16 protein-coding genes, 2 tRNA genes and 1 pseudogene are annotated in these 21,711 nt (G+C 71.0%); 6 read left to right on the forward strand and 13 right to left on the reverse strand.

Annotated features, from left to right (window positions below; translation table 11 throughout):
- Window positions 1-52: 52 nt before the first annotated feature.
- The 8 genes from OH768_RS25880 to OH768_RS25915 form a co-directional block, all read right to left on the reverse strand.
- Window positions 53-820: a TetR/AcrR family transcriptional regulator gene (locus tag OH768_RS25880; protein WP_406457384.1), complete on the reverse strand. Its 768-nt coding sequence runs from the start codon at window positions 818-820 to the stop codon at window positions 53-55.
- Window positions 821-908: 88 nt separating this feature from the next.
- The gene (locus tag OH768_RS25885; protein ID WP_406457386.1) at window positions 909-2,360 is read right to left on the reverse strand and encodes an MFS transporter; all 1,452 of its coding nucleotides are present in this window, start codon (window positions 2,358-2,360) and stop codon (window positions 909-911) included.
- 107 nt (window positions 2,361-2,467) lie between these two features.
- Window positions 2,468-4,696 carry an ArnT family glycosyltransferase gene (locus tag OH768_RS25890; RefSeq protein ID WP_406457388.1) on the reverse strand — a complete coding sequence of 743 codons (2,229 nt, stop codon included), beginning with the start codon at window positions 4,694-4,696 and terminating at the stop codon, window positions 2,468-2,470.
- On the reverse strand, window positions 4,693-6,210 hold the full coding sequence (locus OH768_RS25895) for a glycosyltransferase (RefSeq protein ID WP_406457390.1): 1,518 nt from the start codon (window positions 6,208-6,210) through the stop codon (window positions 4,693-4,695). The genes OH768_RS25890 and OH768_RS25895 overlap by 4 nt, the downstream gene beginning before the upstream one ends.
- A 13-nt stretch (window positions 6,211-6,223) precedes the next feature.
- The gene (locus OH768_RS25900; protein ID WP_406457392.1) at window positions 6,224-7,900 is read right to left on the reverse strand and encodes a sensor histidine kinase; all 1,677 of its coding nucleotides are present in this window, start codon (window positions 7,898-7,900) and stop codon (window positions 6,224-6,226) included.
- Window positions 7,897-8,637 (reverse strand): response regulator transcription factor, encoded by a 741-nt coding sequence (locus tag OH768_RS25905; RefSeq protein ID WP_317884636.1) that lies wholly within the window; start codon window positions 8,635-8,637, stop codon window positions 7,897-7,899. Before OH768_RS25905 ends, OH768_RS25900 begins: the two co-directional genes overlap by 4 nt.
- A 202-nt stretch (window positions 8,638-8,839) precedes the next feature.
- Window positions 8,840-9,766: an amidohydrolase family protein gene (locus OH768_RS25910; RefSeq protein ID WP_406457395.1), complete on the reverse strand. Its 927-nt coding sequence runs from the start codon at window positions 9,764-9,766 to the stop codon at window positions 8,840-8,842.
- A 108-nt stretch (window positions 9,767-9,874) separates the two neighbouring features.
- Window positions 9,875-10,774, reverse strand: a complete 900-nt coding sequence (locus OH768_RS25915) for a DUF2797 domain-containing protein (RefSeq protein ID WP_406457397.1) — start codon at window positions 10,772-10,774, stop codon at window positions 9,875-9,877.
- Window positions 10,775-11,100: 326 nt separating this feature from the next.
- Between OH768_RS25915 and OH768_RS25920 the strand changes: the two genes are divergently transcribed.
- A complete protein-coding gene (locus OH768_RS25920) occupies window positions 11,101-11,640 on the forward strand; it encodes a hypothetical protein (RefSeq protein WP_406457399.1) in 540 nt (179 codons plus the stop codon).
- Here the strand turns inward: OH768_RS25920 and OH768_RS25925 are convergent.
- Window positions 11,624-12,460: pseudogene (locus OH768_RS25925) on the reverse strand (phosphotransferase family protein); the annotation flags it as partial. The gene OH768_RS25920 and the pseudogene OH768_RS25925 sit on opposite strands and share 17 nt — an antisense overlap.
- A 361-nt stretch (window positions 12,461-12,821) precedes the next feature.
- On the opposite strand from OH768_RS25925, the gene OH768_RS25930 reads away from it, so the two are divergent.
- A complete protein-coding gene (locus OH768_RS25930; protein ID WP_406457401.1) occupies window positions 12,822-13,757 on the forward strand; it encodes a class I SAM-dependent methyltransferase in 936 nt (311 codons plus the stop codon).
- A 15-nt stretch (window positions 13,758-13,772) separates the two neighbouring features.
- On the opposite strand, the gene OH768_RS25935 is transcribed toward OH768_RS25930, so the two are convergent.
- Both OH768_RS25935 and OH768_RS25940 read right to left on the reverse strand, forming a co-directional pair.
- A complete protein-coding gene (locus OH768_RS25935) occupies window positions 13,773-13,994 on the reverse strand; it encodes a hypothetical protein (protein ID WP_019073270.1) in 222 nt (73 codons plus the stop codon).
- Between the two features lie 206 nt (window positions 13,995-14,200).
- The gene (locus tag OH768_RS25940) at window positions 14,201-14,677 is read right to left on the reverse strand and encodes a hypothetical protein (RefSeq protein ID WP_406457403.1); all 477 of its coding nucleotides are present in this window, start codon (window positions 14,675-14,677) and stop codon (window positions 14,201-14,203) included.
- A gap of 118 nt (window positions 14,678-14,795) precedes the next feature.
- On the opposite strand from OH768_RS25940, the gene OH768_RS25945 reads away from it, so the two are divergent.
- Window positions 14,796-15,503 carry a hypothetical protein gene (locus OH768_RS25945; protein ID WP_406457405.1) on the forward strand — a complete coding sequence of 236 codons (708 nt, stop codon included), beginning with the start codon at window positions 14,796-14,798 and terminating at the stop codon, window positions 15,501-15,503.
- 24 nt (window positions 15,504-15,527) lie between these two features.
- On the opposite strand, the gene OH768_RS25950 is transcribed toward OH768_RS25945, so the two are convergent.
- Window positions 15,528-15,600: transfer RNA gene (locus OH768_RS25950), tRNA-Arg, on the reverse strand.
- A gap of 195 nt (window positions 15,601-15,795) precedes the next feature.
- Window positions 15,796-15,886 (reverse strand) — tRNA-Ser (locus OH768_RS25955).
- Window positions 15,887-16,055: 169 nt separating this feature from the next.
- On the opposite strand from OH768_RS25955, the gene OH768_RS25960 reads away from it, so the two are divergent.
- The 3 genes from OH768_RS25960 (at window position 16,056) to OH768_RS25970 (ending at window position 21,707) form a co-directional block, all read left to right on the forward strand.
- Window positions 16,056-16,529, forward strand: coding sequence for an SSI family serine proteinase inhibitor (locus OH768_RS25960; RefSeq protein WP_406457407.1), 474 nt, complete (start codon window positions 16,056-16,058; stop codon window positions 16,527-16,529).
- A gap of 190 nt (window positions 16,530-16,719) precedes the next feature.
- A complete protein-coding gene (locus OH768_RS25965) occupies window positions 16,720-21,069 on the forward strand; it encodes a PAS domain-containing protein (protein ID WP_406457409.1) in 4,350 nt (1,449 codons plus the stop codon).
- 38 nt (window positions 21,070-21,107) lie between these two features.
- Window positions 21,108-21,707, forward strand: a complete 600-nt coding sequence (locus OH768_RS25970) for an alpha/beta hydrolase (RefSeq protein ID WP_406457411.1) — start codon at window positions 21,108-21,110, stop codon at window positions 21,705-21,707.
- Window positions 21,708-21,711 lie beyond the last annotated feature (4 nt).

Raw genomic sequence — 21,711 nt, forward strand, 5'->3', positions numbered from 1 at the left:
TGCGAAGCAGCGCGAGAGACGCAGACAAGAGGACGACGAGTACCGCTCGTGCTCAACCCCGCTTCACCATCGCCTCGATGCCCGCCACCAGCAGGTCCAGGGCGAAGGTGAAGTCCCGTTCCATCATCTCCGCGACCGTGTCGCCGCCCCGGGCCGCCATGAGCTGCCTGGACTCCTCCACGACCTCGGCGGCCGTCGGAGCCCCGTCCAGCGTGGTCATGGCGTGCCGGAAGTAGTCGTCGGGGGTCATGCCGGTGTCGGCGACCCGGGCGAAGAAATGGCCCTCGATCGTGCCGTAGCCGTACACGAACTGGAAGACGGCCGAGATCGCCCCCGTCAGCCGGTGGTCCGGCAGCCCCGTGCGCCGGACCACGCGCTGGACGACGCGGGAGAAGGACAGCGAGTTCGGCCCGATGTTGAGGAACGTCCCGGCGACCGGCGACAGCCAAGGGTGCCGTACCAACAGCCCTCGGTACACCGTGGCCAGCATGCGGAGCTGGTCCCGCCAGTCCTCGTCCTCGGCGTCCGGATCGGGCAACGGCAACTCGCCGAAGACGGAGTCCAGGGCGAGTTCGAGAAGGTCGTCCTTCGTGTCGACGTACCAGTAGACGGACATCGCCGTCACGTTCAACTCGGCAGCCAGCCGCCGCATCGAGAACTTGGCCAGGCCTTCGGCGTCCAGCAGTCGTACGGTGACTTCGGTGATGCGGGTGCGGTCGAGACCGGGTTGTCCCCCGCCCCGTCCGCCCCGGCGCGTCTTCGTCTCAAGCCAGACACTGGTGCGCGCAGAACGCCCTGACGACGGGGTTGCCTTGGCCATGACGCACCTTCCTCAAGATCCAAATCCCGGATCACTGTAATCAGGGGCGCGAGGAACTGCGCGACCAGCCACAACGCACCCGCAGACACTACTGAGCGACCACCACCCCCGAGTCTGCCCGCTCCGCCCGCCGCAACAACGCCGCCGCAAGCAACCCCCCGGTCAAGACACCAACCGCCCCCACCAACTGACTGACCTCCAGCCCGGCGGAGAAGGAATCGATCACCCTCCTCCTCTCCGCGGCGGAAGAAGCCCCCGCCAAGCCCTGCGGCAAGGAGCCCGCCGCGAACCGAGAGCTCAGCACCGCACCGAGAACGGCGACCCCCAGCCCGTTCCCGAACTCCCCCAACGTGCCGTTGATGCCCGCGCCGACCCCCGCCTTCTCCGCAGGAATCGCACTCATGATCGCGTGAGCCATCGCCGGAGTTGCCAGCGCGGTCCCCGCCCCGATCAGCGTCAACCCCGCCAGAGTCCCCGCATACCCACCGGACGCGAGCGAGGCGATCGACACCAACCCCGCCGACATCAACACCATGCCCAGTCCGATGGCCGACGGAGCGCCGGCCCTCGCCCTCAACTTCGCCGCCAACCCGGAGAAGTTGAGCACGACGATCACCAGGGCGAGCGGCGCCGTCCGCACCCCGGCCTCCAACGGGCCGTAGCCGAGGACGAATTGGAGGTGCTGGGTGAGCAGGAAGAGGGAGCCGGTCATGCCGAAGGTGATCAGGACGACCCCGGTGACCGCGGCCGTGAACCGGCGGTCGCGGAAGAAGTACAGGTCGAGCATGGGGTACGGGACGCGGTTCTCCCAGTACGCGAAGGCGGCCAGCACCAGGACCGCCACCGTCCCGGTGAGCAGCACCCGGTCCGACGTCCAGCCGTGCGCGGGGCCCGAGATGATCGCGTAGACCAGCGCGGCCATGCCGACGGTGGAGAGCAGGGCGCCGAGGAGGTCGGGGCGGTCGCCGCGCGGGCTTTTGGACTCGGGGACCAGGACGACCGTCGCGACCAGGGCCAGGGCCGCGACCGGGAGGTTGATCAGGAAGATCGCACCCCACCAGAAGTGGTTCAGCATGAAGCCGCCGAGGAGCGGGCCGGTCGCGAAGCCGAGCGCGTTGACGGCGGACCAGATGCCGATCGCCTTCGGCTGTTCCTCGGGAGTGAAGATCTGCATCACGACGGCGAGGGTGGTGGTGATGAGCAGCGCCGCGCCCACCCCCATGCCGGCCCGCGCGACGATCAACTGCCCGGTGGAGTCGGCGAGTCCGGCGATCAGTGAGCCCGTGCCGAACAGCGCGAGACCTGTGATCAGCATCTTCTTGCGGCCGTAGCGGTCGGCGGCGCCGCCCGCGGTCAGCAGGAGCCCCGACTGTACGAGCGAGTACGCGTTGATCATCCACTGGATGTCCGCGGTGCTCGCGTCAAGTTCGCGGGTGAGCGAGGGGATCGCGACGTTCAGGACGGTGTTGTCGAGCAGCACGGTGAGCTGCGCCAGGCAGATGACTCCGAGGACGATCCAGCGCTTGGGGTGGGAGGTCATGTTGTACACCGTAGAACAGTTCCTATACGGCGTATAACGGAGATGCTCCGGACACGAAGAAGGGGCGGTGACCGTGTGGTCACCGCCCCTCCGGGATCAGCCGGGTGTCAGCTGCTCGCCTTCTGCGTCAGGTCGTAGAAGGTGGCCGAACCGACCGTCACCTTCTTGTAGTTCTTCTCGACCCACGAGGTGATCTGCGAGGAGCTGCCGGTGCTGCTGCCGCCCATGCCGGTGCCGCCCGAGATGAAGTAGTGGATCTTGCCGTCCGCCACGTACTTCTGGAACTGGGCCAGCGTCGGGGACGGGTCGGTGCCGTTGAAGCCGCCGATCGCCATCACCGGGTCGCCGGTGGCGAGTTGGTAGCTCGCGGCGTTCTGGGAGCCGATGGACGCGGCGACCCAGGTGTACTTGCCGGCGTCCGTCTGGAGCAGCTTCTTGGCCGCCGAGGTGACCGTCGCGCCGTTGAGCAGACCGCCGACGCCACCGCCGCCCATGCCACCGCCGTCGCCGGTCTGGCCGCCGAAGCCGCCACCCTGGTTCTGGGTGCCGCCGCCGGGCGCCGTACCGGTACCGCCGCCGGGCATCGTGCCCGTGCCGCCGCCCGGGAAGCCGCCGCCCTGGTTCTGGGTGGTGCCGCCGCCCTGCTGACCGGGCATCGTGCCCGTACCGCCGGTGCGGTTGCCGCCGCCGAAGCCGCCTCGGCCGCCGCCCGGACCGCCGCCGCCCATCATGCTCGCGCCGGCCGGACCGGCCGTCGGGATGGAGCCGGTGTGCGCCGAGTCGACCGTGGAGAGCGTGTACGCCGTAGGACCGGCCAGGCCCGCCACGATGCTCAAGCCGACTGCCGCGAGGGCGAGTTGGCGGCCGATCTTCGCGACGAAGATCAGGCCGAGCGCGCCCGCCAGCGAGCCGAGGAGGACCAGCCACTTCAGCCAGGGCAGGTAGTCGGGGGTGCGGTTGAGAAGGACGTAACCCCACACACCGGCGGCAACTACCGCCGCCGCGAGGGTGATCGACGCCCAGATCTCGCCGCGTCGCTCCCAGAGGGAACCCGCGCCGATGCCGATCACGGCCGCGATGTAGGGGGCGAGGGCGATCGTGTAGTACTGGTGGAAGATGCCGGCCATGTAGCTGAAGACGACCAGGGTCGTCACCAGCGAGCCGCCCCACACCAGCATCGAACTGCGCCTGACCGACGTGCGGTTGAGCTTGCGTGTGGCGACCAGGCCCGCGACCAGGAGGATCAGCGCGGTGGGCAGCAGCCAGGAGATCTGGCTGCCGATCTCGGAGTTGAACATCCGGTTCCAGCCGGTGGCACCCCACATGCCGGTGCCGGTGCCGCCGCCTCCGCCGCCGACGCTGCCGGTCTCGTCGCCGCTGAGGCGGCCGAACCCGTTGTAGCCGAAGGTCAGTTCAAGGAAGCTGTTGTTCTGCGAGCCGCCGATGTAGGGGCGCGAGGAGGCCGGCCACAGCTCGACGAGCGCGACCCACCAGCCGGCCGCGACGACCAACGCACCCGTCGCCAGGCCCAGTTGGGCGAACCTCTTCTTCACGCTCACCGGCGCGCAGACCGCGTAGACGATGGCCAGCGGCGGCAGGATCAGGAAGGCCTGCAGGGTCTTCGACAGGAACGCGAAGCCGATCGCGACTCCGGCCCACACCAGCCACTTCGTACGGCCGTCCTCCAGGGCCCGGACGACGAGGTAGCAGGCGGCCGCCATCAGCAACGCCAGTGCGGCGTCGGGGTTGTTGAAGCGGAACATCAGCGCGGCGACCGGGGTGAGCGCCAGCACGGCGCCCGCGATCAGACCGGCCTCGGGGCTGTGCCGGCGGCGGACCGCCGCGTAGACGACCGCCACCGTGCCGACGCCCATGAGGACCTCGGGGACCAGGATCGCCCACGAGTTGAGGCCGAAGATGCGGACCGAGATCTCCATCGGCCACAGGAAGGCCGAGGGCTTGTCGACGGTGATCGCGTTGCCCGCGTCGAGCGAGCCGAACAGGAAGGCCTTCCAGCTCTTGCTGCCGGCCTGAACCGCCGCCGAGTAGAAGGAGTTTGAGTACCCGGACGCGCTCAGGTTGTAGAGGTAGAGCAGGCCCGTCGCGAGCAGCATGCCCCAGAACGCGGGGCGTACCCAGCGCGGGTCCTCGGGCCGGCCGCGCCACAGGCGGCGGCCGAGGGGCTGCTTCGGCTCACCGGCCTGGGGGGCCAGGGTGTCCGAGGGCGCCACCGGTTCCTGAAGGGCCGTGTCTCTGCCGGTGTCACCGGCCGGCGCCCCCCAGGACGAGGGGCCGCCTCCTCCCGGATAGGTCGTCTGATCGGTTTCGGTGGTCATCGGGGGTCCCTCGGGTCGGTGTCGTGGGGACGCACCGGCTGCAACTGCATCGTCGCGTCCCTCCAGGTGCCGTCCGCGGCTTCACCGGCGCGGAACTGGGTGGTGGTGTCGTACGTGGTGGTGTCGTACGTCCCCGGCTGGGGGTGCGGCTGCCGGGTGGGCAGCGGGCCGTAGGCACCGTGGTGCTGCGCGTGCTGGGGTGCCGTCGCCGCCGTCGAATAGGTGGGCGACGAAGTGGAGTTGAGGGCTGCGAGCGTCGACTCGTCGGTGCTGTCGCCTCGGTCCGGGAAGACCCAGGCGCGGAAGAGCAGGAAGCGGAGGACGGTCGCGGCGAGGTTGGCGGCCACCAGGACCGCGAGTTCGGTGGAGTGCGCCGGGTTGCTGCTGGCCGCGTTCAGCGCGGCAAGGGAGCCGCTGGTCAGCGCGAGGCCGATGGCGAAGACGACCAGACCCTGTGCCTGGTGGCGGACGGCGCCGCCCCGGCCCCGGACCCCGAAGGTCAGCCGGCGGTTGGCGGCCGTGTTGGCGACCGCCGAGACCAGCAGCGCGAGCGCGTTGGCGATCTGCGAGCCGGAGAACTGCCGGAAGGCGCTGTAGAGCACCAGGTAGAAGAGGGTGGAGAGACCGCCGACCACGCAGAACCCGACGAGCTGGCGGGCCAGCCCCTTGGGCACGTCCTTGATGTCACGGTCGCGGGGGTCGTCGCCGAAGGGACGCGTGACACGGTCGAGCGGCAGCGAACCGGAGGCCAGGGCCTTGCCCACGCGCCACACTCCCTTCAGGTCCTCGGTCGCCGTCTTCACGATGTGGACCGTCGAGTTCGGGTCGTCGACCCAGTCGACCGGCACCTCGTGGATGCGCAGTCCGGCCCGTTCGGCCAGCACCAGCATCTCGGTGTCGAAGAACCAGCCGGTGTCCTCGACGAGCGGCAGCAGCGCCTGGGCCACATCACGCCGGATCGCCTTGAATCCACACTGGGCGTCCGAGAAGCGGGCCTGCAGCGAGCCGCGCAGGATCAGGTTGTAGGTCCGGCTGATGAACTCGCGCTTGGCGCCACGCACGACACGCGACGAGCGGGCCAGCCGGGAACCGATCGCCAGGTCGGAGTGACCCGAGATCAGCGGCGCCACCAGGGGGAGCAGCGCGTTGAGGTCGGTGGAGAGATCGACGTCCATGTAGGCGAGGATCGGGGCGTCCGAGGCGGACCAGACGGTGCGCAGTGCTCGACCGCGCCCCTTCTGCTCCAGGCGGAACGATTTCACCTCGGGGATTTCCGACTCCAGCCGCGCGGCCACCTGAGGAGTGGTGTCGATCGACGCGTTGTCCGCGATGGTGATGCGGAACGCGTACGGGAACGTGCGCTTGAGGTGCTCGTGCAGTCTGAGCACACATGGCTGGAGGTCCTTCTCCTCGTTGTAGACGGGGATCACTACGTCCAGGACAGGCGTACCGGCGTCTCCGGCCGGGAGGTGCTCCCGCGCCGGCAGGGTGCCGGGAGAAGAGTCGGTTCGCATGAACCGACTCTCCTCAAGCGCCCTGTTGCACCCATGTGGTGGCACTGTGCTGTGCCTGTGAGTGCGATTGCCAATTCGTTTCGGGGGCGGGCGCGGGCACAGCGGGTGCAAGCGCGGGCAGATGCACGGTGAACACAGTGCGTCCGGGAACGCTGTCCACGGTGACGGCTCCGCCGTGCGCGGTCGCGACCGCCTGCACGATGGCGAGGCCCAGTCCGGTCGATCCCGTGGAGCGGGAACGCGCCGAGTCGCCGCGCGCGAACCGTTCGAAGACGTGCGGCAGCAAATCCGGCGGGATGCCCTGACCGTTGTCCTCGACGTCCACACACATCCACGGGCCGCGTCGCTGCACACGCGCGGTGATCGTCGTACCGGGCGGTGTGTGCTTTCTCGCGTTGCCCAGCAGATTGACCAGCACCTGCTGGATGCGGGCCGCGTCCGCCGACACGAGGGCCGGTTCGTCGGGCAGGTCGAGCCGCCAGTTGTGGCCCATGCCGGCCGCGCGCGAGTCGCTGATGGTGTCCACGACGAGCGGGATCAGGTCGGTCTGGTCGAACTGGAGCGGTCTGCCCGCGTCGAGCCGGGCGAGCAGGAGCAGATCCTCGACGAGGAGGGTCATGCGCCCGGCCTCGGACTCGATTCTCCCCAGGGCGTGCTTGGTGTCGGGCCCGGTCTGTTCGCGCCCGCGACGGGTGAGTTCGGCATATCCCCGGATGGAGGCGAGGGGCGTCCGCAGCTCATGACTGGCGTCCGCGACGAACTGCCGTACCCGCATCTCGCTCTGCTGTCTGGCATGCAGGGCGCCGTGCACATGGTCGAGCATCCGGTTGAGCGCGGCCCCGACCTGGCCGACCTCGGTATGCGGGTCGGTCTCGGACTCGGCGACCCGTTCGTTCAGGGTCACTTCGCCCGTGTGGAGGGGGAGTTCGGAGACACGGGTGGCGGTGGCGGCGACGCGGCGGAGGGGGCGGGTGGCGATGCCGACCAGTACGTAGCCGGCGATCCCGGCGGCGACCAGGCCGGCTGCGGTGACGCTGAGCTCGACGAGGATGAGGGTGTTGACGGTGTTGTCGACCTCTTCGGTCGGCAGGCCGATGTAGTAGCCCTCGGTTTTGTCGTCCGGGGTGCTGGCGTACTTGACGAGGTAGTCACCGAGGCCCGGGATGGTCACGGTGTGTGTGTTGCCGTCCTTCGCCACGGAGGCGAGGGCCTTCTTCTGCGCCGTGTTGAGAGCCGGGGTGGCCATCCCCTTGCCCACGCCACTGCTGTCGGTCTGCTGTTGGCTGTAGGAAGCGGTGGTGATCGAGCCCTTCTCCACATAGGCGGCGATCGTCTTCTCCTGCGACGGACCGCTGCTGGTGAGGACCCGCTTGACCTTGCCGGCCGGCGTCTTGATGGGATCGTCATCGGTGGAAGAGGTGGAGGTGGACGAGCCGTTCAGGTTCGCCGGACCCGGTCCGCCATCCGGGCTGCCCTGCGGACCGCGGCCCACCGCACGGATGGCCGTCTCCGTCACCTTGCCCTTGAGCTGGTCGTACAGGTGCGACTGCAGCGCAACGGTCGTCACCGTACCGATCACCGCACACACCACCGCGATCAGCGTTACGGACGCGACGACGAGCCGGGTCCGCAGGGTGCGCGGCTTACCCGCTCGCTTCTTCTGCGCACGCGGCCGTCGTCGCCCGCTCATGAGGCCGCGGGCTTGATCAGGTAGCCGGCGCCGCGTCGAGTGTGGATCATCGGCTCACGTCCCGCGTCGATCTTCCGGCGGAGGTACGAGATGTAGAGCTCGACCACATTGGCCTGCCCACCGAAGTCGTACGACCACACACGGTCGAGGATCTGTGCCTTGCTGAGTACACGACGGGGATTACGCATCAGGAAGCGCAACAGCTCAAACTCGGTGGCGGTGAGGTGGATGCCGTCCCCGGCCCGCGACACCTCGTGGCTGTCCTCGTCGAGGGTGAGGTCACCCACGACCAGCACGGAGTCCGAACGGCGGTCCGCCGCACCGGAGCGGCGGATCAGCCCGCGCAGCCGGGCCACGACCTCTTCGAGGCTGAAGGGCTTGGTGACGTAGTCGTCGCCGCCGGCGGTGAGACCCGCGATCCGGTCCTCGACCGCGTCCTTCGCGGTGAGGAACAGCACCGGAACGTCCGGCAACTCACGGCGCAGCCGACCCAGGACGGTCAGACCGTCCATGTCGGGCAGCATCATGTCGAGGACGACGGCGTCGGGCCGGAACTCGCGCGCGGTCTGGATCGCGCCGGTTCCGTCACCCGCGCTGCGGATCTGCCAGCCTTCATAACGAAGGGCCATGGAAAGCAGCTCGGTGATCGACAGCTCGTCGTCCACCACAAGCACTCGGACGGGGCTCCCGTCCGGCCTCAGCAGTTCGGTGCGCCCCTGGGGCGAGGTCGTGGTCATGGTGGACACGTTGTCGCGGTCCTCTTAGAGCACGCTTTCTAGAGTCTGTGATTTTCCTGAGAAACACACAGGGGCCTCTCAGGGAACACCTTGGAATCTCTTGCCCTGGACTTATCCCGTCCCGCATGCGGCTCCGGCGGACCTGTGCGTTCCGCCCGTGCCGCCTCGGTCTCCCCTGTAACCCCCAACCTCCGCGTCTCCCTCACAGTCCGAACAGCCTGGCCCCGTTGTGATGGCAGACCGCCCGCAGCCAGTCGTCCCCGAGGCCCAGCCGCTCCAGGGCGTGCAGCTGGTGCAGATACGGATACGGGATGTTCGGGAAGTCGCTGCCGAGTAGAACGCGGTTTCCCAGGGCGGCCAGCCGGGGGAGCGCACGGGGCGGGAAGGGGGCGAGGCGTTCGCTGAAGTCCGTGAACGCCATCGTCGTGTCCAGCCGCACCTCCCTGTACCGCTCGGCGAGGTCGAGGAAGTCCTCGTACTCCGGCATCCCCATGTGCGCGACGACCAGCCGCAGCCGCGGGTGTCTGGCCAGCACCCGGCCGATCGGCTCGGGTCCGGTGTGCTTGCCGGGAGCGGGCCCCGACCCGCAGTGGATCACGACCGGTGTCCCGGACTCGGCGAGCAACCCCCAGGCGGGATCGAGGAGTTCGTCGGCCGGGTCGTACGCCCCGACCTGCAGATGCGCCTTGAACACCCGCGCGCCGGAGTCCAGCGCCTCGCTGACGTAGTCCTCAACTCCCGCTTCCGGAAAGAGAGTCGAGGTGTGCAGACAGTCGGGGGTGCGGGCGGCGAAGTCGACGGCCCAGCCGTTGAGCCACCGGGCCATGCCGGGCTTGTGCGGGTAGAGCATGGCGGTGAAAGCGCGTACTCCGAACTCCCTTATCAGCGCGACCCGTTCGTCCTCCTCCTTCCGGTACGTGATCGGCCATTCGAGCGCTCCGGCGGTCGCCGGCCCGAGCGCGTCGAAGTAACCCCAGACCTTGCGCAGCACCCGCTCGGGCATGAAGTGGGTGTGCACGTCGACGAGTCCGGGGAGCCCGAGCCGCTCCCAGAACTGCCGGATCCCGGCCACCTCGACCGTTTCGACCGCCTCGGCCGTCTCGCCGCGATCACCGGATTCACTGCCCATACGGGACCCCACTCCTGACCCCACTCCTGCCCATCGCCGGCGCACCGCCCCCTGCTCGTCCACATGGAAGGCCTGCGTGAAACGGTAGTTGAGCTGCCACCGGAGTTCTCAGAACAACCCCTCCTGGACCCCCGGTACCTCCCTCCTGAACTCCCTCACCGGCACGGTGAATTCGACCGTGTCGCCCCCGGCCGGGATCAGCTCCCACCCCGTCATCAGCCGTGTGTCCAGCACGACCACGCCCCGCCCGGTGGCGAGGTGGAGATCCGGTCCCGCCGCCGCGAGCACCTCCCCGCTCACCACCCCGCCCGCGATCAGCCCGCTCACCTCGCCGACGGCGGCCGGGAGGTCCGTGAGGCCGAACACGTCGACGTGGTCCACGGGTTGGTACGGCTCGCGGTGGAGCGACTCCGGCCATTCGCGCAGCGCGAGAGCCCGGGCGTGCAGGTCGGCGAGCTCGGCCGCGCGCTCCGCCGCCGAGCCCGGGAGCACGGAGCGGACGGCGCGCTTCTCGCCGTAGGGAATCCGGTCCGGTACCCGGAGTGCGGCGCGCAGGAGTTCCTCCGAGCGGCGGGCTGCCATCAGGGGGCCGAGGCCCAGCCAGCTGAAGCAGACGGCGCCCTGCTCAAGCAGTCGCGCGGAGCCGCGCTCTTCGACGGTGATGCCGACCTTGAGCAGGCCGGGGCCGAACCAGGCCAGATATACGTGGTACGGGCGCGGGTCGTCCGCGATCGTGTCGGCGGCCACCGAGTGCGCCCGGTCCAGCCGCGCGCACTCCTCGCACCGCGCGCCCGTGCTGCGCTCCGGCACGGCCGCCCGCACCGGACAGGTATGCCCCCGCGCCCCCACACATGTCCGCCCGCCCCCTTCCGCGACCTCGAAGGCCACCCGCTTCCCCCGGGGCAGCGGGCTCCCGCGCCCGCCGTCCCACTTCAGCTCGGGACCGCCTGCCGTCCATCGGAGTCCCGAGCACTTCCACGTCCGTGGTGTCCGTGATGTCTGTGCCATCGCTCACGAGATTAGAGGGCGGCACTGACATTGATATTGGTACGCAGGTTCCGGTGGTCGTGGCTCTGGCACTGACTGACTGTCGCGATGCCGAATCCGGGCCGCCCGGCGACCGTATACCCCTCGTCGTACTGGTGTGCGCTCATGTGCCAGCCCCCTTCGACAGACCAGGTGGGGGGTAAACCCGACCCCGTTGGTGGAGCCCGCTACACCGACGGTTCGGGAGACCGCTTCATCGTGCGCGCAGCCGTACGACGGCATCGTTGATCTCAGCCGGTCAGGAGGACCGGCGCAGGTCGAACGGCCGCCGTACGGAGGGAAATCCCATGAAGTCGCCGCTCTCGCAGAAGCAGGGAAACGCGGGGACCGAGGGGACCACCGGGACCACCGGGACCACGACGACCGCTCCCGGTCCGTTCGCGTCCTTCGTCCGGTTCGTGGTGTGCGGCGGCGGGGTCGGGGTGCTGTCCAGCCTGGCGGTACCGCTGCTCGCCGCGCTGATGCCCTGGGGCGTGGCGAACGCGCTGATCACGGTCGCCTCGACCATCCTCTGCACGGAGCTGCACGCCCTGTTCACCTTCGGCACCGGGCGCCGTCCCGGTGTGCGCGAGCACTGGCAGTCGGCGGGCTCGGCCACGGCGGCCTACGCGGCGACGTCCGCCGCGATACTCGTCCTGCACACCGTCCAGGCCTCCCCCGGCATGCTCACCGAACAGATCGTCTACCTCAGCGCCTCCGCCCTCGCCGGCATCGGCCGCTTCCTGGTCCTGCGCCTCTTCGTCTTCGCCGACCGCGGCACACCGGCGACCGTAGCGATCCCGGTACGACCGGTGCCGGCGACGCCCGTGTTCAGCGCGGCGGCGTAAGCGACGGCCTACGGAGCCCGCGCCCCAACAGCTCGGCGCACCAACGGAAGTGGCCGTCGCTCCCGTCCGAGGAGAACAGGTCGTACGTCGTCAGGGCGTAGGCGCGCTGGTAGAGGGCGAGCGTGTCCGGGGAGTGGTGGAGCTCCTCGGCGAACAGGCGGGTGAGGGCGGTGGTGTGCGGCTCCGCGTACGGGCCGTACATGTCCCACACGGCGGCGGTCACCGCGGCCTCGAAGGCCGGGTCGCCGGCGGTCGTGAAGAACCCGAAGTCGAGTACGGCCGTGGGGGCGCCCGCGCCGTCGACGTGGATGTTGGGCGGTACGAGGTCGCCGTGCACGACGGAGACGAAGGGGCTGTCCGGCAGCGCCACCAGGGACTCCGTGGTCCGCCGCACGATCGCCGCGAGGTCGGGCACCCTGGCGGCGAGCAGGTCGCCGTGTCGGCCGACTGCCCGCCGGACGAGGGCGGCGAGCGCATCGGGGAAACGGGCGTGGCCCTCCCAGAGGGGGCGGTCGTCGCCCTGCACGGTGAGACGGCGCATGGCCTCGGTGCCGGGTACGGCGGCCAGGGCGCGCAGGACCCTCAGCAGGGCGTCGGTCTCCCTCGCGGGCAGCTCCCGGGGCGGCGCCGCGATCGCCGAGTCGGCCCGCAACGGCGTTCCCCGCAGCTCGCGTTCATAGGTGACGAGGACGCCCTCGTGCTCCTCGACGGCTTGGATCTCCGGCGTGGCGAACGGCAACGACGCCGCGTGCCGGGCGATGTCGTCGTAGACCCGCCGTACGAGTTCCGGAGCGGCCGGCCGCCGCCCGCTCCACACCTTGGCGACCGTCCCGTCGCCGAGCCGGTAGACGGCGCCTTCGACACCGGCGGCGAGCGCCCGGGTGACCGCGGTCGGCGAAGTAGCGGGCCCAGGCGGCGGTGTGCTGTTGACGGTGGGTGGTCATGGCTGAAGTACATCCGAGTGGAGAGGGCCATCGGCTCGTCGACCGGCTCGCCGGCGTCTGCACGGCAGTGCGGGTGACGTCGACTTCGGGGTCGTCGGGGCCGGGTACAGCGGGTATCGGCGGCCGGATCCGAGGATCGCGCGGGTGGTTCGCGAGGCGCTCGGGACGGGGGCGGGGGCGGGGGCGGAGAGTGGGGTGAATGTCGGGGCGGGGGGCCGGTTCGTACGAGCCCGTGGGGTGCGGGTCACCCCCGTCGAGCCGTCGCGTTCGATGCGTGAGCAGCGACCTCGGGGCCTCGCCGAGGCCGTGGACGCCATGGACGCCGTGGCCGAGCAACTGCCGTTCCCCGACAGGGCGTTCGACGCCGCGATGACGATGTTCAGCGTGCACCAGTGGAGCGACCCCGCCGCCGGGCTGCGTGAGATGCGTCGGATGACGCGGGGGCCGGTCTCCGTGCTGACCTGCGATCCCGGTCTCGTCCGGGACTTCTGGCTGTACGAGTACGCGCCGCTGGTCCTGGACACGGAGGCCCGCCGCCGTCCGCCCGTCGCCGGCATCGCCGACGCCCTCGGCGGGACGGTCACCGTCACCGCCGTGCCCATCCCCTCGGACTGCACGGACGGCTTCAACGAGGCGTACTTCGGCCGGCCGGAGCGCTTTCTCGATCCCGGCGCGGTCCAGGCCCGCTCGGCCTGGAGTTTCGCGGCGGACGAGACGTGGGCGCAGTACGTCGGCCGTATCAAAACCGCCTTGAAGGACGGGAGTTGGGACGCGCGGCACGGGGCGCTGTGCTGTGGGACGCAGAGGCCTGTGAAGGGTCCCTCGTCCTCATCCGTTCGGTCCGCTGAAGGGGGCAGTGGGCATGGCTGTGCACGCCCGGTCCGCCGCCGGAAATCCGATTCCCCTCCGGAAAGCCCGGCCCCCGTGGCTGGGCCGTCCTGCCTAGCCCGCCCGGCGGTAGGCCTCGTCCACGTCCGAGAAGGCTGCCGGTCCGTCGTCGAGCGGCAGCGTCTCGTCCTCCCCGAAGTCCGGGGCCTGGAAGGGGTTCGTCGCCGGAGGGGGCGATCCCGCGTTTGCACGGCGGGACGCCCCTTCCGGGGCGGAGAACAGCGAGGTCAGTTCGATGAGAGGTCTCCCGTTCGTTACAGGCCGCCAGGACCTGGTGTGCCGTGACCGGGCACTGCGGTCCTACAGCTTGCTCATCTTGGCGTACGGACTCAGGATGCGCTCCTGAACCGACCCGAAGTCGACGAGCACCGCGATGCCGTCCTCGATGCCGATGACCCGGCCGAGGCCGTACATGTCGTGTGTCACCTGGTCGCCCACGGCGAAATGCTTGGGGGCCGCCGCGGCCGGTGCCTTGAAGGGACTGGTGGGCAGATAGCGCTTCGGTGCAGCTGGCTTTGTCATTGCTTCCAGTATGGGCCTAGACACGCCTATCGCTGAGGCCGTCCACATCGCTTGTTCATCACAACCTGGTCGCCGACCTCGCGGACGACCCTGTCGAGCACACGAAATCATGTGAGCAACGTCACTTGGGCGCGGGGGCGGATGGGTGTGCGGCGGGTGCCTGACGGCCGGGGGCATTGCCGTGAGGGCTCCCGGCGGGGCTGGCGTCAGTCGCGGGTGGCTCCGGCGGGCCACAGGATCCGTACGGGTACGCCGGTGCGCTCCGCGTACGTCACCACGTCGGCAGTACCGCCGTAACCGCGCGCCGGCCGCCCGTCCCAGACGGCGAGCAGCTCGTCGACCAGACCGACCAGGACCTCGCTGCCGACCATGTGGGCGTGGGAATCGGCGTCCGTCAGCCCGGTCCCGTGCACCTCGGACGCCCGGTGCACGAGGTCGTCGTAGACCGCGTGGTGCCGATCCGGCAGAGACGCACGGTACTTCGAGGCCGGTACGACGATCTCGAGCGAGCCTCCGCGCTCGAGCACCGCCTGGGCAAACCACGCGTCGGGACCGTCCGCGATGCACGAAACACCCACGAGGTCGGTCACGGGGAACGCGCTCACGGCCTCCCGGATGGCCGCGGTGACCGCCCGCTCGGTGTCGCTGGGCAGCCCTCGGTGCCCGGTGATCCCTATCCGCATGCCGTGACCCCCGTCCTTCTCTTCAAACCCTTCGAGCAGAGCGCTGTGCGATCCGCGTCCCGCAAACTGACCGCAACCCGTCTCTCGCCGGCCGGGCAAATCTGAGAACGTGAGGCACATGTGGCGACGTGTGCTGGGCGGGCTCAGGCTCGCCGCGCTTCTGGCGGCCTGCATGTTCACGTTCGTGGCCTGCGGGACCGGAAGCGGCAGCAGCCAGCGGGACTTCGTGGAGAGCATGAGCGACGCCCGCAGGCAGCTCTTCGAGGGGCAGCTCACCTACACCAATACCGGGAAACTCAGGCTCATGGCGGGTGAACCGCTTTTCTTCCACGCCGATGTGACGGGCCGTTGGCATCCGCCCGCGTCCGGCGATGCGAGCACGACGGTCCGGGCAGGTGCGCAGATCGGCGTGCGGCTGCGCTGCTCGGGAGCCGGACTGAGCTGCACTCCGCTCTCCTCCGAGCGCCAGAGCGTACTGACGAAGAACGACCGCGCGACGTGGCGGTGGGAGGTGACGGCCAAGGACACCGGAAAGGTCGCGCTGACCCTGACGGTCACCGCCTACTACGGCGACACCGACACCGTGCTGTCCGAGAAACCCATCACGGCACTGGCCACAGCGGCTCCCGCACCCGGGGCCTCCGGTCCGTTCTCCTGGCTGACGGACACGCTCACCTGGATCAAGAACGCCGCCGTCGACCTGGGCGCGGTGGCGGGAGCGCTCGTCACCGTCTGGGGCCTGTACATCGCGGTGAGCAGCCGACGTCCTCGCCCCGGCGAGGAGGAACCCGCGGCGCCGGACGAAGACAGGGACCCCGTGGAGTGATCCACGGGGTCCCTGTCTTCGATGTGCACTCGGCAGGATTCGAACCTGCAACCTTCTGATCCGTAGTCAGATGCTCTATCCGTTAAGCTACGAGTGCTTGATTTTCTTTTGTTTTCCTTCGCCGATCCCGGCCCTTCCGGCCCGCTCGCGGCGACAGGAAGAACATTACATGACTGCCGCCGCCATGTGAAATCCGTTAGCCGTACCCCTTGTGAGCTGCGGAAACGGCCTGAAAACGACCTTGTGAACGACCGAAGCCCCGGTCACTCGGACCAGGGCTTCGGATGGGGTGCGGAGGCGGAGGGATTTGAACCCTCGATGGGATTTGCGTCCCAAACCGCATTAGCAGTGCGGCGCCATAGACCGGACTAGGCGACGCCTCCAGCAACGACCTCCCGCGCGAGCGCGAGTGGTGCGTGCAGATGATGACACAGACGAGCGGGGTGCCACCAATCGCGGTCCACGGTACTAGGCAGGCGGGCCGCAGGGCAAAGCCGTTGATGCCGGCCGCCGTGTCCGCATCGTCCGGGGGCGGCGGGCGTTAGTCAGGTCATGTTGCAGGTCAACCGTCTCCTCGTGATCGCCGCCGCGTCCGCCGCCACCGTCGGCGCACTGGCCGCGACGCCCGCCACCGCGTCCCCCACGACCGCCCGCACCCTCGCCCCACCGCCCGGCCAGGACGAGGACCGGTCCGGCGGCGACCACCTCACCGTCACCGTCCGGCACGCGGGCTCGGCCGACGGGACCCTCGACCTGTACTGCCATCCCGGCGGCGGCACCCACCCGGACGTGACCGGCGCCTGCGAGGCCGTCGGCCGCAACACCCGGTGGGGGAAGGACCCCTTCGCACCGGTGCCGCCCGACAGCATGTGCACGATGATCTACGGCGGCCCCGCCACCGCCCACGTCACCGGCACGTGGGCCGGACGCCCCGTCGACACGACGTACGACCGGAGCAACGGCTGCGAGATCTCCCGCTGGAACCGGATGGTCCCGCTGCTGCCCGACCTCGGCGCCGGCCACTAGAGACTCCGGGGATCGGTGGGTGTCGGTGTTCGGTCACACGTTCTGCGTCACTTCATCGTGCGACCTCCCTCCCATCTCACTCCGCGAGCACAAGGAGTGCCCTTAGACTCCCTCGCGTGACACGTCGCGGGCCGGTTGGCAAGATGGCCTCCGCGGTCGGCAAGGTGCGGTAACAGGGAGGAAGCGTCTCGTGAGCAGCAGGCCATCCCGAGGCGCTGCTCGCCTCGCAGCCATACTCGACGCGCTCCCGGACGCGTTGGTACTGGTCAACGCCAACGGAACCGTCGTCAACGCGAACACCATCGCGCTGGAAGCCTTCGAGGCGCCCGGCACCGCGCTCGTCGGACGCGGACTGCTGGACCTGCTGCCGGAGTTCGACTCCCGGCTCATCCCCGGTTCCATGCGGCGCCCCGACTCGATGGACCCGCGCGGCCGGACCAAGCCCACCCGGATGATCGCCCGCCGCACCGACGGCTCCGAGTTCCCCGTCGAGGTCACCAGCGCCAACCTCGAGGACGGCCAGCAGGCCTACGACGGCTACGGCTACACCGCCGACGAACTGCTGATGCTCGTCGTCCGCGACCTCTCCGGGACCGTGGACACCGAGGCCGAGCTGGCCCGTTCGCAGCGGCAGACCGAGATGATCCTGCGCGCGGCGGCCGAGGGTGTCGTAGGGACGGACACGGACGGGCGGGTCGTGCTCGTCAATCCGGCCGCCGCCCAGATCCTCGGGTACCGCGCCAGCGACCTCGGCGGCAAGGAGCTGCACACCCTCGTGCTGCACTCGCGCGCGGACGGCTCACCGTTCCCGTACGCGGAGTCGCCGCTCGCCGACACCCTGCGGTCCGGGCGCAAGCACCGGGTGCGCGGGCAGGTGCTGTTCGCCAAGAACGGGGACCGGGTCTCCGTCGACCTGACCACCGCGCCCGTGCGCGACGGCGACCAGCTCGTCGGCGCCGTGATGACGTTCACCGACCGGCGGCCCTACGACTCGCTCGCCGAGGAGAAGGACGCCGCCGACAAGCAGCACCGGGACGAACTGGAGCGGATCGACGAGGAGCACGCCTCCGAGCTGACCGCCCTGCGCCAGAAGCACATCACCGAGGTCGAGGAGCTTCAGGAACAGCACGAGGAGGAGCTCGCGGCGAACGAGGAGCGGTACGCCGCGCTCGGGGAGCGGGAGAAGGACCGCTACGAGGAGCTGGCCGCACGGCACGAGCAACTGCTCACGCTGCTCGGGCGTTCGCTGCGCGGACCCCTCGACGAACTGCGCCGCGAACTGGCCGCGCTGGCCGCCGACGACGCCGGGCAGCTGTGGCCCGAGGCCAACCAGGTCCTCCATCATCTGTCGGCCGGTTACTCGCGCATCACGCAGCTCATCGACAACGTGCTCGGCTATCAGCGGCTGGAGACCGGTGCCGAGGAGATCTCGCGGACGAAAGTGATGCTGGACGCGGTCGTCGCCGCCGGTGTCGACGGGGCAGTGGAGCTGATCGGTCCCGGTCGCGTGCAGTTCGCCGTGCACGCGCCGCCCATCGAGGCCGAGGTCGACCCGGGGCTGCTCGCCACCGCGCTCGCCCACCTCGTCGCGGACGTCGCCGGTGTCGACGCGACCGGCAACTCGCCCGCGTCGGCGGGCGGTTACATGGACAACACGGTCGTCGTGGCGGCGGCGCAGCGCGGTGAGGTCGTACGGATCGAGGTGCGCGGGCCGTACGCCGGGGGAGACCCGGTGCACGAGCCGATCGTGCGCGGGATCGTGCGGGCGCACGGCGGGGTGCTGCAGACGCACGACGTGCCGGGGATGAGCGGCAGCGCGTATGTGCTGGAGGTTCCGATCGGGGGCGGGGCGGGGGCCGTCGCGGCTCCGGCCGCGACCGGCGGTGCCGAACTCGCCGTACCCGAGCAGGCCGACGGCAACAGCGGGCGGCGGCGGGCCCGGCGGTCCTCGGTGGACGCGTTCCTGGAGAGCGAGGTGCCGGACGGCGGGTCCGACGACTCCGGCGGCGAGGGCGTGGTGCCCACCGGGCGGCGCAGAAGGCGTGCGGGCGAGGAGTCGGCGGCGGCCGTGGAGGCGGGCGGCGACGGCGCTTCCAGCGGTACGGGGCGACGGCGCGGGCGGGCGGCCGAGGGCGGCGCCGGTGACGGGGCCGACGGTGACGCGGAGGGTGTGTCCGAGGGTGCCGTGATGACGGCGGCGGAGCATGCGGCCGGGACGGCGGCCTCGGGGACGGGGCTGGGCGGGACGGTGCCGCCGCAGGGCGTGCCCGCGCCCGCCGGTGGCGAGCGGCAGGCGTTGCCGCCCGCGTTGCCTGCGGGAGGTCCTGCGGGGGGTGCGGCCGACGGCTCCGGTGGCGAGGACGGGCAGCCGACCGGGCGTCGTCGGCGCGCCCTGGCGGCTGCGGCCGAGCGGGCCGCCGCGCAGGAGGCGGGTGCTCGTACGGTGTTCGCGCTGCCGCCGGCCGAGGCGGACCGGACGCCGGACGCGAGCGCGCAGGTGCCGGGGGTTCCGGTCGCTCCTGGGGTTCCGGTCGCTCCCGGGCAGGTTGCCCGTGACGAAGGGCGGCACGACGCCGTTCCGCACGACCAGTCCGAGGACCACACTCCGCCGCAGCCTCATCCCGCGAGCGCGCCCACCGGGCGGCGGCGCCGGGCCGTGGCCCAGCCGCAGCAGCCCGTGGAGGGCGTGCCGGTGCAGACGGCGGGCGCTGTGGTTCCGGCGCAGGGGACGGCGGGGCAGGGGCCGGGTGTTCCCGTAGGCGTACCGGCGCAGGTCGGCGTCGCGCCCTCGCCGCCCGGGCAGAACTCCGGTCAGCTCGCGGCGGCGGGCGACGCGGCCGTGGGACAAGGGCTCCCTGGGCAGGTGCAGGGTGCGGTGCAGCCGGTGCCCGGCCAGCCGGGCGCCGCCGTGCAACTCGCGCCCGCGCAGAGCCTCCCCGGTCAGGGACAGGCCACCGCGGCCCAGCCGCTGCCGCTCCCGGCGGAGGCGGCCCCCGGTCAGGGCATCCCGGCACAGGCTGCGCTGCCGCAGGGCGGGCCCGGCGGCCGACCCGTCTCACCTCAAGGACTCCCGGGTCAGCCGATTCCGCCCCAGGGCATCCCCGGCGCCCAAGGGCAGCCGGTCTCCCCGCACGGCATCCCCGGCCAGGCCGCCGCGGCTCAGGCCCACCCCGGTGCGCCGGGTGCGGCCGTACCGCGGCAGGCGCTCCCCGCGGCGCAGCCGGCCCCGGGCGCTGCACCGGCCCCCGGCACCCCCGTACCGGCGAACGGCGCCGAACCCGCCGTAGCCCCGAATCCACAGCCGAACCCGAACGCCCCGGCACCGGCAGCTCCCGCGGCTGCCGCTCCGCAACCCCGGGTCGCGCAGCCGCTGCCCGCTGAAGCTGCCGTGCCGGCGCCGGCCGGGGCTTCGGTCGGGGGTGTTGATCCCAACTCCACTCAGGGGCGGGCGATCAGTGTGCGGACGTTGGGGCAGGGGGTGCCGTTCACTCGGCAGGCGGCTCAGGTGCAGCAGCCGACCGCCACGCCTCCGCCGCATCAGCCGGGCGGTGGCGGACGGCGGCGGAAGCTGGGGACGCGGCCCGAGCCCGCAACGGGGGCGCCGGAGCAGGCGGCCCGTCCGCATCCCCAGGGTGAGCAGGCCCAGCAGTCGATGGCCGGGCAGTCGCGGCTCTCGCCGATCACCGAGGGCGCCGGACGGTCGTACGCCATAGGAGCACCGGACGAGAACGCGGCCGAGGGGCCCGAACCCTTGGACGGGCCGGGCGGGGCCGTGGAGATCGCGGACACGCCGAGGCCGCAGCCGCTCGACGACGAACTGCCCCCCGAGCCGCTCGACAACCCGCGTCGGCTGCTGGTGTGGCCCGCGCCGGACGTGACGACCACGCAGGCGCTGAGCGACCGCGGGTACCGGCCCGTCATCGTGCACTCGCGCGAGGAGGTCGACGCGCAGATCGCCGCGTTCCCTGCGGCGCTGTTCGTGGACCCGCTGACCGGGCCGATCACGCGGACCGCGCTCCAGTCGCTGCGGCAGGCGGCGGTGGCGGCGGAGGTGCCGGTACTCGTGACCGCCGGGCTCGGACAGGCGACGCGCGAGGCGGCCTACGGCGCCGATCCCGCCGTACTGCTGAAGGCGCTCGCGCCCCGGGACAGTGAGCAGCATCCGCCGCGGGTGCTGCTGATCGAGGAGCACGCGGAGATCGCGCTGGCGCTGACGGCGACGCTGGAGCGGCGCGGGATGCAGGTGGCGCGGGCCGCGAGTGACGCGGACGCGGTGACGCTGGCGGGGCAGTTGCGGCCGAACCTCGTGGTGATGGACCTGTTGCAGGTGCACAAGCGGCGGGCCGGGATCGTCGACTGGCTGCGGGCGAACGGGCAGCTCAACCGGACCCCGCTCGTCGTCTACACGGCCGCGGTGGACCAGGCCGACCTGCCCCGGCTCGCCTCCGGCGAGACCGTCCTCTTCCTCGCCGAGCGGTCGACGAGCACGGAGGTCCAGTCGAGGATCGTGGACCTGTTGGCTCGGATCGGCACCAATTAGCCGGCCGGTCCGGCCAGTTGGGCAAGTAACCTGCGGGCATGTCCACGCCCGTGCCCGGTCCCTTCGCCGTTCCGACCCGTCACGACGGTGCGCCTGACCGGGTCGCGGTCGTCGTGCCGGGTGTCGGGTACACGCCCGCCATGCCGCTGCTGCACTTCGCCCGTGCCGTGCTCCTCCAACACGGCTGGACGGTCCAGGAGTTGTGGTGGCGGATTCCGGACGACTTCTCGCGGTTCACCGTGGAGGAGCGGATCGCGTGGGTGGAGGCAGAGGTCGCGCGGGCCGTCGACGCCGAGGCGGGGGCCTGTCGGCTGGTCGTCGGAAAATCGCTGGGATCCCTCGGGTGCGGGGTCGCGGCCGAGCGGGACATCGCGGCGGCCTGGCTCACGCCTGTTCTGACGATCGACCAGGTGGTACAGGGCCTTCGGAAGGCCCAGGCGCCGACTCTCCTCGTCGGCGGCGGTGCCGACAAGCTGTGGGACTCGCGGGTCGCCGCGTCCCTGCGGCAGCACGAGGTCCTGGAGATTCCGTCGGCGGACCACTCGCTGGAGCTCAAGGACGACGCCGAGGGGTCGGTCGACGTACTGCGGAAGGTCGTCTCCCGGCTGGACCGATTCGTCGGTTCGCTCGGCCGGTAGCCGG

The sequence above is a fragment of the Streptomyces sp. NBC_01622 genome (genome assembly GCF_045209635.1).
In the GTDB taxonomy this organism is placed as follows: Bacteria; Actinomycetota; Actinomycetes; order Streptomycetales; family Streptomycetaceae; genus Streptomyces.